Below are 13,914 nucleotides of genomic sequence, written 5' to 3' on the forward strand. Positions count from 1 at the left end.
TCCCCGGTTGCGGCCGGGGAGCTTTCAATCCTCGACCGTCTCACCCTCGGCGACGCCCCACAGGTCGGCCACCTTGATGTGGCCCTCGCGCTTGCCGAACCTGATGTGGCACCAGCCCTCGCCGCATTCGTCGATGCGGCCGACCACGCCGGGTTCCGCAAGGTAGCGGACCCGGCTGCCGTCGTCGGCGCTGGCGCGAACCGGGCGGGGCTCGCTGCCCTTGACGATCGCGGTGCGGGTGTCGCTCAGCATGGTCCGCAGCATCCAGCCGCGGGTGCCCTCGCTATCCTCGATCAACCGCCAGTTCTCGTGGATCTTGAGGACCCGGATCGGCAGGTCGCGCCGCTTGTAGAGCCAGATGCCGGGATAAGTGCGGGCCGGGCCGGTGCGCATCATCGCTTCGCCGCTGCTGATCGACGCCCAGTAAGGCACCGCGCGGTCCTGCGCCGACGCGCCCGCCGCCAGCCCCAGCAGCACCAGTCCGGCCAGCCGCTTCATCACGCGCCGGTCCGGATCCGTTCCACCAGCTGCCCCACGGTGGGGACGAAGCCGTTCGAATAGAAGGGGTCGGTCTTGAACCGGAAGGCCGAATGGCCGGCGAACATCAGGTTGTTGTCGACCGGCCCGCCGTGGGCGATATCCTGCAGCGTCTTCTGGATGCAGAAGCTGCGCGGGTCCGCCAGCCGGCCGGTGGAGTTCTTCTCATTGTCGGCCCAGCTCGAGAAGCTGCACTGGCTGAGGCAGCCCATGCAGTCGGCCTGGTCCTTGCGGATGACCTTTTCTTCCTCCGGCGTGACGAACACCAAAGTGTCGTCGGGGGTCTTCATCGCCTGGGTGAAGCCGGCGCCATAATATTCGCGCGCGTGCTGCAGGTCGCCCTTGGTCACCCAGTAATTCTTCTTGGTGCCGATTCCGACGTCCAGCTCGAACATGTGGTCGCCCACGGCCTCCTTGGTGAAGGCGATCTGGCGATGCGAGCGCGCTTCCAGGTTGCGCAGGAACGGCGTGCGCACGGCCGAGCTGTAGAAGCCGGTCGGCGAGAATTTGTGCAGCAGGACGTCGCCCTCCTCCAGCGTGGTCAGGCGCGCCTTCCACTCGGGCGGGATCGGGCTTTCCTGGGTCAGCAGCGGGCGGGTGCCGAACTGGAACATGATCGCGCCAAGCTCGGGGTTGTCGATCCAGTCTTCCCATTCGTCGAGCCGCCACACGCCGCCGGCCATGACGATCGGAACGCTGTCGGGCACGCCGCATTCGCGCATCATCGTGCGCAGCTCGGCGACGCGGGGAAGCGGCGCCTGCGGGACCTTGGGGTCTTCGGCGTTGCTCAGCCCGTTGTGGCCGCCGGCCAGCCACGGATCCTCGTAGACCACGCCCGACAGATAGTCGGCGAACTTGGAATAAGCGCGCTTCCACAAGGCGCGGAACGCGCGGCCAGAGCTGACGATCGGCAGGTAGGAGACGCCGTAGGAGGCGGCGATCTCGGACAGCTTGTAGGGCATGCCGGCGCCGCAGGTGACGCCCGCGACCTTGCCGCGGGTCCGCTCCAGCACGCCGTGGAGGATCGGCTGCGCGCCGCCCATTTCCCACAGCACGTTGATGTTGATGGCGCCCTTGCCGTTCGACATCTCGTAGGCGCGCTCGACCTGCGTCACCGCGCCGTCGATGGCGTACTTGATCAATTCCTCGTGGCGTTCGCGGCGGGTCATGCCGCTGTACACCTGCGGGATGATCCGCCCTTCGGGATCATAGCTGTCGGCGTTGACCGCGCTGACCGTGCCGATACCGCCGGCGGCCGCCCACGCGCCCGAGCTCATGTGGTTGGTGGCCGAGACCCCCTTGCCGCCCTCGACCAGCGGCCACACGTCGCGCCCGCGGTAGTTGATCGGCGACAAACCCTTGAACACGTCGGCACTCCCAGTTCTTTGCGAAACAGCGCCTATACTCCGGCCCACCGCAGCCCCAAACGAAAAAGGGGCTGCTGGACCATTGCCCAGCAGCCCCCCCTAAGCGACGCCCCTCGCTTAGTAGCGATAGCCGTAGTTGTTGTTCCGGCGGTTGCAGCTGTCCTTGTCGACCTTGCGGCCCAGCAGGGCGCCTACCGCGCCACCGATGATGGCACCGGTCGCACCGCTGCCACCGCGGCGGTTGCCGTAATAATCGTAGCTGCGACGGCCACCGGCGATCTGGCTTCCGACCACCGCGCCGGCGACGCCGCCGACGATGGTGCCGGTCGTGCCCGAGCAACGGTTGCCGTAATAGGTCTGGCCGTTGTAGCCGCGCTGGTAGTTGTTGTAGCCGTTGTAGCCGCGCTGATAAGTGTTGCTGTAGCCACCGTTATACCCGCCGTAGCCGGGATAATATTGCGCGCTGGCGGCGCCCGGAATGGCGACGAGCGAGGCGGCAGCGGCGGCGATGATGAACTTGTTGACCATGAGCTTGGCTCCTTTGCGTTGGAGCCGTTCTGGGCCTTTCGCCGTGTCGCTTGCCTGAACCGCGCTGTTGGCGTTCGTTCAGCTAGGCGAGCGCGAAATCGAGCCCGATATCGACCGCCGGAGCCGATTGCGTGATCCGCCCGACCGACACGTAGGTGACGCCGGTTTCGGCAATCGCGCGGATGGTGTCGAGGCGCACCCCGCCCGACGCCTCCAGCGGCACCCGCCCGGCGACCAGCGCCACCGCCTCGCGCAATACCGGCGGGGCCATATTGTCGAGCAGCAGGCGGTCGGCACCGGCCGCAAGGGCCGGCTCGATCTGCTCCACCCGGTCGACCTCGACCTGCACCGGCAGACTGGAACCATAGGCCCGCGCGCGGGCGACGGCCGCCTCGACCGAGCCATTCACAGCGACGTGATTGTCCTTGATCAGCAGCCCGTCGTCGAGCCGCATCCGGTGATTCTGCGCCCCGCCCATCCGCGCCGCATATTTCTCCAGCACCCGCAGGCCGGGGATGGTCTTGCGGGTGTCGAGCAGGATCGCGCCGGTGCCCTCAATCGCATCGACATAGCGGCGGGTGAGCGTGGCGATACCCGACAGGTGCTGCAGCGTGTTGAGCGCCGCGCGCTCGGCGGTCAGCATCAAGGCCGCTTTGCCCTCGATCCGCATCAGCACCGTTCCGGCCGGCACGCGCATGCCATCGGCGATGGCGCACTCCAGGATGACGTCGGGATCGAGCCGGCGGAAGAAGGCGGCAGCGATCTCGATTCCCGCGACCACGATCTCCTCGCGGCAATTCATGGTGGCGGTGAAGCGCGCCTCCGCCGGGATGGTCGCGGCCGAGGTGACGTCCCCGCCCTCGCCCATGTCCTCGGCCAGGGTGCGGGTGACGAAGTCGTGCATGTCGAAGCCGTTGATCATGGCATCGCTCATGGAGCGGGGGAGCCGCGGGCTCAAGCCTCGGCGGGGTCCGCCAGCACCTCGGCCCGGTGCCAGGCGCCGTCCTCCTTGGTGAAACGGGTCGGTTCGGCGGTCTCGAACGAGTCGCCGGTCCAGCGCTTGAGGCCGAGCGCCACCGCGCCGGGCTCGACCTCGAGGATGTTGAAGCTCTGTTCCTCTTCGCGCGTGCGGACGGAGGTAGCGGTGCCGGCCTGCACCACCAGGGCTCCGCCGGCGCGAGTCACCAGGTCCCGTGCGTGATGGGTCGAGGCGCGATGGTTGTGCCCGGCGAGCAGGAGATCGATCCCAAGCTCGTTCACCACGTCGAGCGCCTTCTCCTGCCGCCCGACCGGACGCCCGAGGATGCCCTCGTCGCTGACCGGCAGCGCGAACAGCGGATGGTGGGTGACTAGCACCTTGAGGTCGCCTTGCGGTGCTTCCTCGAAATGGCGGCAGACGAAATCGCGCTGCTCCGAATTGATCCGCCCGTCCTTGATCGTCAGCGACCGCGCGGTGTTGAGGCCGAGGACCGACACCCCGTCCATCCGGTGCCAGGGGCACAGGGTTTCGTCGATATACTTCTTGTAGCGGGCGAGCGGCGACAGGAAGCGGCGGAACACGTCGTACAGCGGCACGTCGTGGTTGCCCGGAACCGCCAGCATCTCGTGCCCCGCGTCGCGCAATTTCTCGAGGAAGCGGCAGGCCTCCTGATATTGCTCGGTCTTCGCGCGCTGGGTGAAATCGCCGCTGATGATGACGAGGTCGGGGGCGGCGGAGTCGACCTCGGCCAGGACGGCGGCGACGATCCTCTCGTCGTGCGCGCCGAAGTGAAGGTCGGAAAGATGTACGATACGGGCCATGGGGTCACAATGCGCCGACGGGGCGGCTTGTTTCGTGCCGCCTCGCGCTTAGGGTGCCGAGCCCATGGACCGCACCACCGCAAACACCGGCACGCGCGAGGTGTCGGAGCGCCTTCGCTTCGACGAGGCCGCGCTCGGACGCTGGCTTGAAGCGCATGTCGACGGGTTCGCCGGACCGCTGGTCGTCAGCCAGTTCAAGGGCGGCCAGTCCAACCCGACCTACAAGCTCGACACGCCGGCCGCCTCCTACGTCCTGCGCCGCAAGCCGCCGGGCAAGACGCTTCCGGGCGCCCATGCGGTGGACCGCGAATATAAGGTGATGGCGGCGCTGGGCGCGCAAGGTTTCCCGGTCCCCTGCGTCCACGGCCTGTGCGAGGACGAGGGGATCATCGGTACCGCCTTCTTCGTCATGGACATGGTGCCGGGGCGGATCGTGTGGGAGGCGCAGTTTCCCGGCCTGACGCCCGTCGAGCGGGCTGCGCACTTCGACGCGATGAACGCGACCATTGCGCGGCTGCACGGCTACGACCCCGCCGCGATCGGGCTCGGCGACTATGGCAGGGCCGGCGGCTTCGTCGAGCGGCAGGTCGCCCGCTGGTCGAAGCAGTATCTCGGCGACGTCGAGGCCGGGCGCAACGAGGACATGGACCGGCTAGTCGACTGGCTGGGCACCCACCTTCCGCCCGACAGCGGGGACAGCCGCGTCATCCACGGCGATTATCGCTGCGACAACATGATCTTCGATGCCGCCGATCCGCAGGTCCGGGCGGTGCTCGACTGGGAATTGTCGACGCTCGGCGATCCCGAAAGCGACTTCGTCTACCATTGCATGATGTACCGCATGCCGGCCGGGCTGTTCACCGGCCTTGGCGGACTCGACCTGGGCTCGCTCGGCATCCCAAGCGAGGAAGACTATGTCGCCGCCTATTGCCGCCGCACCGGGCGCAAGGGCATCCCGGCGTTCGACTACCTGATGGTGTTCAACCTGTTCCGGCTGGCCGCCATCATCCACGGCATCAAGGGCCGCCTCGCCCGCGGCAATGCGTCGAGCGCGCACGCCGCGGAGAGCGCCAAGGTCCTCGAGCCGCTGGCCGCCATGGCCTGGGCACAGGCCGAACAGGCCCGGCTCTAGCGAAAAGGCCGCCCCGGTACTCCCGGAGCGGCCCCTTCGCCTTACTTCAGCGGCCCCTTCACCTTACTTCAAAGGAAAGCCGCGACGCTTGAGCAGCGCCGTCACGTCGGGGTCACGCCCGCGGAACTGGCGATACGCCTCGGCCCGGTCGGTCTGGCTGCCGGTCGACAACAGGATCGTGCGGAAGCGGTCCGCGATCTGCTTGTTGAAGGGGTCGCCGGTTTCCTCGAACGCCGCCCAGGTGTCGGCGTCCATCGTTTCCGACCACAGGTAGCTGTAATAGCCGGCCGAATAAGCGTCGGAGCTGAACAGGTGCCCGAACTGCGGCAGGCGGTGCCGCATGGTCATTTCCTTGGGCATGCCAAGCTCGGTCAGCGTGTCCCGCTCGAACTTGTCGGCATCGACCACCCCGCCCGGCTGCAGGTGCAGCTTCATGTCGACCAGCGCCGAGGACAGATATTCCACCGTCTGGAAGCCCTGCCCGAAGGTGTCGGCGCGCTCGATCTTGTCGACCAGGCTCTTCGGCATCGGCTGCTTGGTCTGGTAATGCAGCGCGAAGCGGTCGAGCACCGGCCGGGTCAGCAGCCAATTCTCGTTCACCTGGCTCGGATATTCCACAAAATCGCGCTGCGAGCCGTTGAAGCCCGGATAGCGGACATCCGACAGCAGGTAATTGATGGCGTGTCCGAACTCGTGGAACAGGGTCGAGGCATCGTCGAGGCTGACCAGCACCGGCTGGCCCGCTTCGGGCTTGTTGAAGTTGTTGTTGTTGCTGACCAGCGCCGGGTCGCGACCGGTAAGTGCGCTCGGCAGGCGATAGCTGGTCATCCAGGCGCCCGAGCGCTTGCCCTCGCGGCCGTAGGTGTCGAGGTAGAACAGGCCGACAGTCTTGCCCTCGCGGCTGACCTCGAAGGTGCGGACGTCCGGGTGGAATACCGGGACCGCTCCCGTATTCTCCTTGAACTGCAGGCCGTAGAGCTGGCCAGCGCTCCAGAACATGCCCTGGACCAGATTATCGAGCTGGAAATAGGGTTTGATCTCGGATTCCGACAGGTCGTACTTGGCCTTGCGCACCTTCTCGTTGAGGAAGCGCGTGTCCCACGGCTCGACGGTCGAGATCTTCGCGGCGCGGGCGAAGGGCGCCATGTCGGCAATCTCTTCCTTGGCCCGGGCAACCGCTGCCGGCCACACCCGCATCATCAGGTCCATCGCCCGGTCGGGCGTCTTGGCCATGGTATCCTGCATGCGCCAATGGGCATGGGTCTGGAAACCGAGCAGCTTGGCGCGGTCGGCGCGCAGCTTCACGATCTGGCTGATGAGCCCGTTGGTGTCGTTGGCATTGCCGTTGTCGCCGCGGTTGACGAAAGCGGTCCACACCTTCTGGCGCAGCGCGCGGTTGGTGCCAAAGGTCAGCACCGGCTCGAACGCCGAGCGCGTGTTGCGGATGGCATAGCTGCCGGCGGGCAGGCCCTTGGCCTTCGCAACGGCTGCGGCAGCCGCCTTGATGTCGGCCGGAACCCCGGCCATCTCCGCCTCGCTCGCCTGAATGAAGGTGCTTTCGTCCGCGAGCAGGCGGGCGTTGAAATCGCTGAACAGCGACGCCAGCTGCTGGTTGTAGCCGCTGAGCTGCTGCTTCTGCGCCGGATCGAGCTTGGCGCCGTTGCGGACCCGCGCCTCGTAGGTGCGCTCGAGCAGCCGCAGCTGGACCGGATCGAGGCCGAGGCCGGCGCGATTGTTGTAGAGCGTCTCGATGCGGGCGAACAGCTTGGGATCGAGGGTGATCTCATCCCCCGCCGCCGACAGCTTGGGGCTCCACTCCTTGTTCAGTGCCTGGACCTCGGGGGTCGACAGGTTGCTGGTGTAGACGCCGAACACGCTGCCGACGCGGTCGAGCCGGTCGCCGGCCTCCTGCATCGCCTCGATCGTGTTGGCGAAGGTCGGCGCATCGGGATTGTCGGCGATGGCGCGGAATTCGCGGCGCTGCTCGTCGATCGCGAAGGTAAGCGCTTCGGGGAAGTTGCCGACCTTGACCTGGTCCCACGGCGGGACGCCACCATAAGCGCCGGTCCAGTCCGCCAGCAGGATGTTGTCGGGCACCGCCGGTGCAGCCTCGACCGGCGCGGCGTCGGCGACCGCCGGCGGCGTCGCGGCGGGCTCAGCGGCCGGCACGGTCGCGCAGCCGGCCAGCAACAGCATCGAGGAACCGGCAAGGAGAACGGATTTCAGCATCAAGGAACGACCTCTTGGTGATTGCAGGAGGGGCAGTGCCGCGCTTCCCGGCGGAGGCCAAGGGGAAGTTCGACGGACGGATGTGCATCGGGGCCCGCGATAGCTGGCACCCGCTTAACCCAATATGGCCAAGCTATTGATCGGAGAGGAGAAACGGGGCGAGCGGAAGCAGCAGCTTGACGTCCACAGCGACACCTGCCGCACGGCGCGCCGCGACGAAATTCGCAAGCTCCGCCTTGGGCACGAGGTGGACGACGATGTCCTCTTCCCCCGGCACGCCGCCGCCCTCGCCGATGCGGCGGACATCATGGGCGCGGACCAGGGTGAAGCCTTCGCTGAGCATTCCGGGCGAGGCATGGAAGTCGCCCAGCCGCTCGATCCTTCCGGCGGTGAAGCCGGTTTCTTCCTCCAGTTCCTTGACGGCGGTGTCCTCGATGGTCGCGCCGTCGCCGTGATCGCCGACCAGGCCTGCCGGCAGTTCGAGGCATGGCCCGCCAAGCGCTGCGCGAGGCTGCTCGACAAGGATCCACTGGCCTTCATGCTCGGCCAGCACCACCACCGCCCGGATCCCGCCGACCCGGCCGGCATATTCCCATTTGCCCTTGCGCTGGGCCTGAACGAAGCGGCCCGCCCACATCGTTTCGGGCGGCAGGTCGAGGTCCGGATCGCGGCTCACAATTCGATCAGTTTGTCGGGGATCTCGTTCACGTCCTCGCTGGTCTTGGGGAAATGGCGGGTCAGCACCTCGCCCACTTCCTCGACTGCAAGCGCAAGGCCGGTGCCGGGACGCCCTTCCCTGATCTCGCCGATCAGTTCGGCCATCGCGTCGCCCCAGCATTCGGGCGTAGTCACCCTGGTCACCGCTTCGTCGGCGACGATCTCGGCGCGGTGCTCGGCAAGGCTGAGGTAGATCAGCACCGCGGTCCGGCCGACGGTGCGGCTTTCGGCGGCGGCGCGGAACAGCGCGATGGCGCGGCGGCGGACCCGGCGGCCCTTGGTCGCGCCGGGGGTCAGCGCAAGCCGCAGCGGCTTCCATTTCAGGACCAGCAGGACGGCCAGGAACTTGACCACCGCGAGGATCATCGCAGCGAACAGCAGTTCTCCCGCGCTCGCTTCCGCGCCCCAGCCGAACAGCCCCTCCCAGGCGCTCGCAAGCCTCGCCGTTTGCCAAGCGCAGATCGCCAGCACCCCGATCATTCCGGCCACCGCCCAATGCAGGGCGACGTCGTGATAGCTGTCGCTGTCGGCCGACACGATGGTCAGGATCTCGCCGTCGCTGGCAGCTTCGGCCGCGGCGATGGCCTCGCTCACCTTGCGATGGTCGTCGGGTTCCAGCCGCAGGGTTACCATGATCCCGACGCTCCGCCGCCGCCAAAGCTTCCGCCGCCGCCCGAGAAGCCGCCGCCACCGCCGCCGCCGCCGAACCCGCCAAATCCGCCGCCACCGCCGCCGCCGCGGGCGGCATGGCTCAGCACGTCGAGGCCCCACAGCACGACCATCGGATCGACGCCGCTGCCGCGCCGCCGCTTACCGCGATATTTGCGGCCCTGGCCCCGGCGCGCGAACGACAGGAACACGAAGCCGACCACCAATCCCCAGAAGACGATCGGGAAGATCCCGATGCTTCCGCCCGATCGCTTGCTGGATGCCGCCCCGGCTTCCGCTTCCTGCAGACGCTTGGCGGCCTCGGCCGGCGGAAGCCGCATCTGCTCGGAAATGGCAGCCACGCCGGCGGCGATGCCGCCCGGAAAGTCGCCGGCCTTGAATCGCGGCGTGATCGCGTTACGGATGATCACGCTGGACAAGGCGTCGGTCAGAAACACGCGCGCGCCGTAACCGGTCTCGATCCGCACCCTGCGCTCGTTGGGCGCGACGATCAGGAGCACGCCGTCGTCTTCCTCGGCCGACCCGATTCCCCATTCGCGGCCGAGGCGGTAGCCATAATCCTCGATCGTCCGGCCCTCGAGGCTGGGGATGGTCGCGACCACCAGTTGCCGTCCGCTTTGCTGGTCGAGTGCCGACAGCTCCTGGGTCAGCGCCGCTTCCTGCGCGGGATCGAGCAGGTTCGCCGCATCGACCACCCGGCCCGACAATTTGGGAAAGGTCTGTGCGGTGGCCGGCGCCAGCGCGAACAGGGCAAGGGTGAGGGCGAGGAGGAGCCGGCGCAGCATCAGTCGGCGCCCCACAGCGATGCGTAGACGCCAAGACCAGTCTCGATCGCCGCCGCCGGCCGCTTGGCGGCAAGCTGCGGCCCCATGGCCGCCGCGACCCGGGCCGCCTGCACCGGCGTCAGCGCGCCGCCGCTTTCCACCCGCACCATGCGGTCGTCGGGTCGAACCATCAGCAACACCGTTCCTTCATCCTTGCGCTGGCCGTTGATCGCCCAGCCGAACTGCTCCAGCGACTGTCCCGCAAGCGGCGGCACGGTCAGGACCAGCACCTTGCGCCTTGACGTCTCGCCGGCCTTCTCCGCCAGTCTGCCGATCCTTTGTTCTTCACCGGGTTCGAGCACGTTGGCGGCGTCGATGACCAGGCCAGTGGTCTTGACCTCGACGCGCAGCGTCGCATTGGCCCCGGTGCGCTTGGTCTGCCAGAAGCTGAACTCGCCTCCGCCCTGCTCCCCGCAGGAAGCGAGAGCGCAGGCGAGGAGCAATGTCAGGGCCGCGCGCACCCGCTTATTGCGCGTTGAAGTTCACCGTGGGCGCGTTCTGGGCGGCCGCCGCTGCCTCGAACGGAACCTTGGGCTTGGCGCCATAGATGACCTTCGCGCCGATCGCGTCGGGGAAGGTGCGGATGCGGGTGTTATAGCCCTGCACCGCCTCGTTATAATCGCGGCGCGCAACGAGGATGCTGTTCTCGGTCCCTTCGATCTGGCTCTGCAGGGTCAGGAAGTTCTGGTTGGACTTGAGCTCGGGATAGGCTTCCTGAAGCCGCTGCAGGCTGAGCGTGATGCGGTTCTGCGCGTCGTTGAAGGCGCTGACCTTGGACGGGTCCGACAGGTCGGCCGGGCTGAGCTGGATGCGATTGGCACCGGCACGCGCCTCGGTCACCTCGACCAGCACGCTCTTCTCCTGCTGGGCCGCACCCTTCACCGTGTTGACGAGGTTGGGGATGAGGTCCGACCGACGCTGATATTCGCTCTGCAGGTCGCCCCACTTGGCGTTGACGTTCTCCTCGGCCGTCGGGACCGAGTTGAGGCCGCAACCGGCCAGCGAAAGGGCAGCGAGCGGCGCAAGCAGGCCGAGGCGGCGAAGGGTCGTCATGGTGGTGTTCCCCCTGAGGAATTGACTGCTGGTGCCTTACGTAGGTGGGACACCGGCCGGCTGCAATGCTACTTCGGCCGGCCGGTGTAGCCCGCGGCCTGGCGCAGTGCGTCGCCGTCCATCACCACCCCGTTGCTGACCACCGTCAACACCCGCCGCAGCGCGCCGAGATCCTTGCTGACGTCGCCGTCGACGAGGATCAGGTCGGCTTCCTTGCCGACCGCGATGGATCCGGTGCGCGCCTCGGCGCCGACCAGCCTGGCCGGGTTGATGGTGGCGGTCTGCAGCGCCGCCGCCTTGCTGAGTCCGCCCTGCTCGTAGAGTTCGAGCTCGCGGACCAGTTCACGGCCCTCGCCGTCGGTCCCGGCGACGATCGGCACGCTCGCCTTGTGCAGCGCGCCGGTCAGCTCGACCAGCTTGGCGAAGCTCTTGCGGTAATCGTCGCGGGTCAAATTCTCGATCAGCGGGTGTCCGCTGGCCCTGAACCCGCGGGCGACCAGCGGCGGCACGCTGTCGGCATAGGCCGCGACGGGGGCCTGCGGTGTGCCGCCATCGGCAACGAGGGTGGATTCGAACACCACCAGGCTGGGATCGACCCAAGTGCCTTTCCGCTTCAGCTCGGCCAGCATGGCGTGCGCTTCCGCACTGTTGAGGTCGAGGCTGCGGGCATATTTCGCCGGCCCCTCGATCCGGGCCGCGGTATTGGCCTTGTCGACCACCGCTTGCGGCATCAGCTGCATGACGACGAAGTTGATGTGGGTCAGTTCGTCATAGCCGGCCCGCACCGCCTCCAGTGGCCGCATCCGGGCCGGCACGTGGCCGTTGACGTGAAGCCCCAGCTTCTTCGCCTCGGCGGCGGCCGGGGCGATCCAGGCCGGATCCATCGAGGTGTAGAATTTCACCCCCCACAGGCCCTTGGCCTTGATCATCCGAACGGCTTCCACCGCCTCCGCCGCGCTCGACACGGTGGTCGCGCCCTGCGCCGCAAGCGGGTCCTTGCGGTCGACGATCGCCTGGAACCAGCCCTCGCCGCCAAGCAGGGTGCCGGCCTTTTGCGCGGCCATCAGCCGTTCGGCATCCTCGATGCTGCTTCCGGGGCTGCGATAGTTGACGATGCCGGTGGCCAGGTTGCCGATCAGCGCCCGCTCGCTGCCGGCATGGCGATGCGCATCCCACAAGCCCGGCACCAGGCTCTTGCCCGCTCCGTCGATGCTTCGCGCCCCGGCCGGCGCCTTGAGCGATCCGGCGCGGCCGATGCGCGCGATCTTACCGTCCTGCACCAGTACCGCCTGCCCCGGCACGAAGCGGCCGCCATCGGCATCGAACAGGGTGACGTTGTCGAACAGGACCGGGGCGCGGTTGACGGGATCGAGGAACTTGGCGGCGACCGCCGTCACTTGGCTGCGCTCATAATCCCGCTGGATCGGGCGCAGCACCTTGGGCGCTTCCTCATAGCCGGCGGGGACGAACGAGATCCAGCCGACCGAGCCCCACGGCTCGCCCTTCTCGTCGACCCAGCTGGAGGACGGCGCCATGCCGAAGCCGCGGGTCTGGACCAGGCGCAGCGTTTTTGGTCCCCCCGGCCCCTGCACCGTCGCCGAGACGCCAGTCTGCTCGAGGAACGCCCGCCCGACCGGAAGCAGCGGAACCCCCGCCGCACCGCTCTTGCGAAGCGCCGCCCCGAGCGCCGCTTCCATCAGGAACGGCGGAGCGCCATTGTCGACATAAAAGCCGGTAAGCGGGGCCGAGCCGCTGTCCGCGGCCGCCTTCCAGGTCGCAACGCCGTCCGGGCCGACGCTCATCGTCTCTGCGGCATCGCCTTCGGGCGACACGCCGCGCACCACCAGCGAGGCCGGGAAGCCCGCCTGGTTCAGGCGGACGACGCCGTCGGTTTCCGTGATCCACCCGCGCAGCGACATGGAAAAGCGCCCGGCCCGGCTGCCGTCGGGCTGGTCCCACAGCCACGCATCGCCATGCTTGGCCGAATCGGACACGACCACGAAATGCTGGGCGCCGGCCGGCGGGACCAGCAGCTTTTCCTTGGGCAGCGGCACGCTTCCGGGGCCCGGCGGGTCCTGCGACAGGCCGGCGTGGATGCGCCCGTCCAGTTCCTCGCCAGGGTGGGCGGCAAGCGCGGCGCTCGAGGTGGTGAGCAGCAAAGCGGCAGCGGCGAGTGAAAGGCGCATGGTTTCCCCCCAAAATGATGACGGGAAGCTTGCACGGCGCGACTGCAAAGAAAAGGTGGGAGGCTTCTGTTGCCCGGTGCCTCCCGTACCGCTGGAATCCGATTCTGTTGCCCGGTTCGGTCCAACCGCGCTTAAGCTTTGTAACGTCTGACCGTTAGGCCGTCAGTTACGCAGCAATCGCGAGCGCCTCGTTATCGTTGGCACTTGTGAGAATGACCGTTTTAGGGCCGATCCAAGCCCGCTGGCAGCAAGCACTTTACCACATCCGTCGATCCTGTTTCGCCCCCATCAGCAACGGCGAGACGTGAAAAATTCGCCGCTGCTGGTGGAGGCGCCGGGGTACTGCCCCCCGGGTCCGAAATGCTTATTTCTACCTACACTCTACCAGCATAGCCGGTTGCCCGGCCCGGCCAATGTAGGCGCATGGGTTCCGCATTCCAAGTGATGCGTGACGGAACCGAAAGGATTGGGCTGGCGTTGGGCGCCCTCAAGCGGGTAAAGAACCGCGGGTCACAAGAACCATAAGGGGAGTACCAATATGAAGAAGCTTTCTTTCGCGCTCGTCGGCGCCGCCAGCCTCGCTCTCGCCGCTTGCGGCGGCAAGGGCGACGATTCGCTCGGTGACAACGTCAACGACAACTACGAAGCCGCTGCCGACAACCTGGAAGCGATGGCTGACAACACCACCAACGGCGCCGAAGCCGCCAGCCTCGAGAACCAGGCCGACGCCCTCGAGGCCGAAGGCGATCGCAAGGAAGACGCGATCGACGACGCCGACGTCAACGCCGCCAACGGCGCTGGCGCGGCTGCTGCCGTGAACGCGATGTAATCAATCGCTTCCTGAGCGATTGGGACGGGCCGGTCTCCCCACT

The 13,914-nt window shown here is 67.5% G+C and carries 14 protein-coding genes and 1 other RNA gene; 2 read left to right on the plus strand and 13 right to left on the minus strand.

All coding sequences use genetic code 11. From position 1 onward, the window contains the following. Window positions 1-24 precede the first annotated feature (24 nt). The 5 genes from GGQ97_RS13945 to GGQ97_RS13965 all read right to left on the minus strand — a co-directional run bounded on the left by GGQ97_RS13945 (window position 25) and on the right by GGQ97_RS13965 (window position 4,232). Entirely contained in the window at window positions 25-498 is a 474-nt protein-coding gene (locus GGQ97_RS13945) for an SH3 domain-containing protein (protein WP_168071098.1), read from the minus strand. Next, window positions 498-1,904 (minus strand): nitronate monooxygenase, encoded by a 1,407-nt coding sequence (locus tag GGQ97_RS13950; protein WP_168070489.1) that lies wholly within the window; start codon window positions 1,902-1,904, stop codon window positions 498-500. The genes GGQ97_RS13945 and GGQ97_RS13950 overlap by 1 nt, the downstream gene beginning before the upstream one ends. 117 nt (window positions 1,905-2,021) lie before the next feature. Then, window positions 2,022-2,432, minus strand: a complete 411-nt coding sequence (locus GGQ97_RS13955; RefSeq protein ID WP_168070491.1) for a glycine zipper 2TM domain-containing protein — start codon at window positions 2,430-2,432, stop codon at window positions 2,022-2,024. An 82-nt stretch (window positions 2,433-2,514) separates the two neighbouring features. Beyond that, entirely contained in the window at window positions 2,515-3,366 is an 852-nt protein-coding gene (gene nadC / locus GGQ97_RS13960) for a carboxylating nicotinate-nucleotide diphosphorylase (protein WP_245197968.1), read from the minus strand. 20 nt (window positions 3,367-3,386) lie between these two features. Then, entirely contained in the window at window positions 3,387-4,232 is an 846-nt protein-coding gene (locus GGQ97_RS13965) for a metallophosphoesterase family protein (RefSeq protein WP_168070493.1), read from the minus strand. 64 nt (window positions 4,233-4,296) lie between these two features. On the opposite strand from GGQ97_RS13965, the gene GGQ97_RS13970 reads away from it, so the two are divergent. Continuing rightward, the gene (locus GGQ97_RS13970) at window positions 4,297-5,364 is read left to right on the plus strand and encodes a phosphotransferase (protein WP_168070495.1); all 1,068 of its coding nucleotides are present in this window, start codon (window positions 4,297-4,299) and stop codon (window positions 5,362-5,364) included. Between the two features lie 63 nt (window positions 5,365-5,427). Here GGQ97_RS13970 and GGQ97_RS13975 read toward each other — a convergent pair whose 3' ends face one another. The 8 genes from GGQ97_RS13975 to ssrA all read right to left on the minus strand — a co-directional run bounded on the left by GGQ97_RS13975 (window position 5,428) and on the right by ssrA (window position 13,487). After that, on the minus strand, window positions 5,428-7,593 hold the full coding sequence (locus GGQ97_RS13975) for a M3 family metallopeptidase (protein WP_168070496.1): 2,166 nt from the start codon (window positions 7,591-7,593) through the stop codon (window positions 5,428-5,430). Between the two features lie 133 nt (window positions 7,594-7,726). Further along, the gene (locus tag GGQ97_RS13980; protein ID WP_342448545.1) at window positions 7,727-8,269 is read right to left on the minus strand and encodes an NUDIX hydrolase; all 543 of its coding nucleotides are present in this window, start codon (window positions 8,267-8,269) and stop codon (window positions 7,727-7,729) included. After that, window positions 8,266-8,943, minus strand: a complete 678-nt coding sequence (locus GGQ97_RS13985; protein ID WP_168070498.1) for a TPM domain-containing protein — start codon at window positions 8,941-8,943, stop codon at window positions 8,266-8,268. The genes GGQ97_RS13980 and GGQ97_RS13985 overlap by 4 nt, the downstream gene beginning before the upstream one ends. Then, entirely contained in the window at window positions 8,937-9,764 is an 828-nt protein-coding gene (locus tag GGQ97_RS13990; protein WP_168070500.1) for a TPM domain-containing protein, read from the minus strand. Before GGQ97_RS13990 ends, GGQ97_RS13985 begins: the two co-directional genes overlap by 7 nt. Next, entirely contained in the window at window positions 9,764-10,264 is a 501-nt protein-coding gene (locus GGQ97_RS13995; RefSeq protein ID WP_168070502.1) for a TPM domain-containing protein, read from the minus strand. Before GGQ97_RS13995 ends, GGQ97_RS13990 begins: the two co-directional genes overlap by 1 nt. A gap of 4 nt (window positions 10,265-10,268) precedes the next feature. Further along, window positions 10,269-10,856, minus strand: coding sequence for a LemA family protein (locus GGQ97_RS14000; RefSeq protein ID WP_168070504.1), 588 nt, complete (start codon window positions 10,854-10,856; stop codon window positions 10,269-10,271). A 68-nt stretch (window positions 10,857-10,924) separates the two neighbouring features. Then, a complete protein-coding gene (locus GGQ97_RS14005) occupies window positions 10,925-13,042 on the minus strand; it encodes an amidohydrolase family protein (protein WP_168070506.1) in 2,118 nt (705 codons plus the stop codon). A gap of 93 nt (window positions 13,043-13,135) precedes the next feature. After that, window positions 13,136-13,487, minus strand: a transfer-messenger RNA (tmRNA) gene (gene ssrA / locus GGQ97_RS14010). Window positions 13,488-13,580: 93 nt separating this feature from the next. On the opposite strand from ssrA, the gene GGQ97_RS14015 reads away from it, so the two are divergent. Further along, complete coding sequence (locus GGQ97_RS14015; protein ID WP_168070508.1) at window positions 13,581-13,871, plus strand: hypothetical protein; 291 nt, start codon at window positions 13,581-13,583, stop codon at window positions 13,869-13,871. Window positions 13,872-13,914 lie beyond the last annotated feature (43 nt).

It is taken from the genome of Sphingomonas kaistensis (assembly GCF_011927725.1).
Lineage (GTDB): Bacteria > Pseudomonadota > Alphaproteobacteria > Sphingomonadales > Sphingomonadaceae > Sphingomicrobium > Sphingomicrobium kaistense.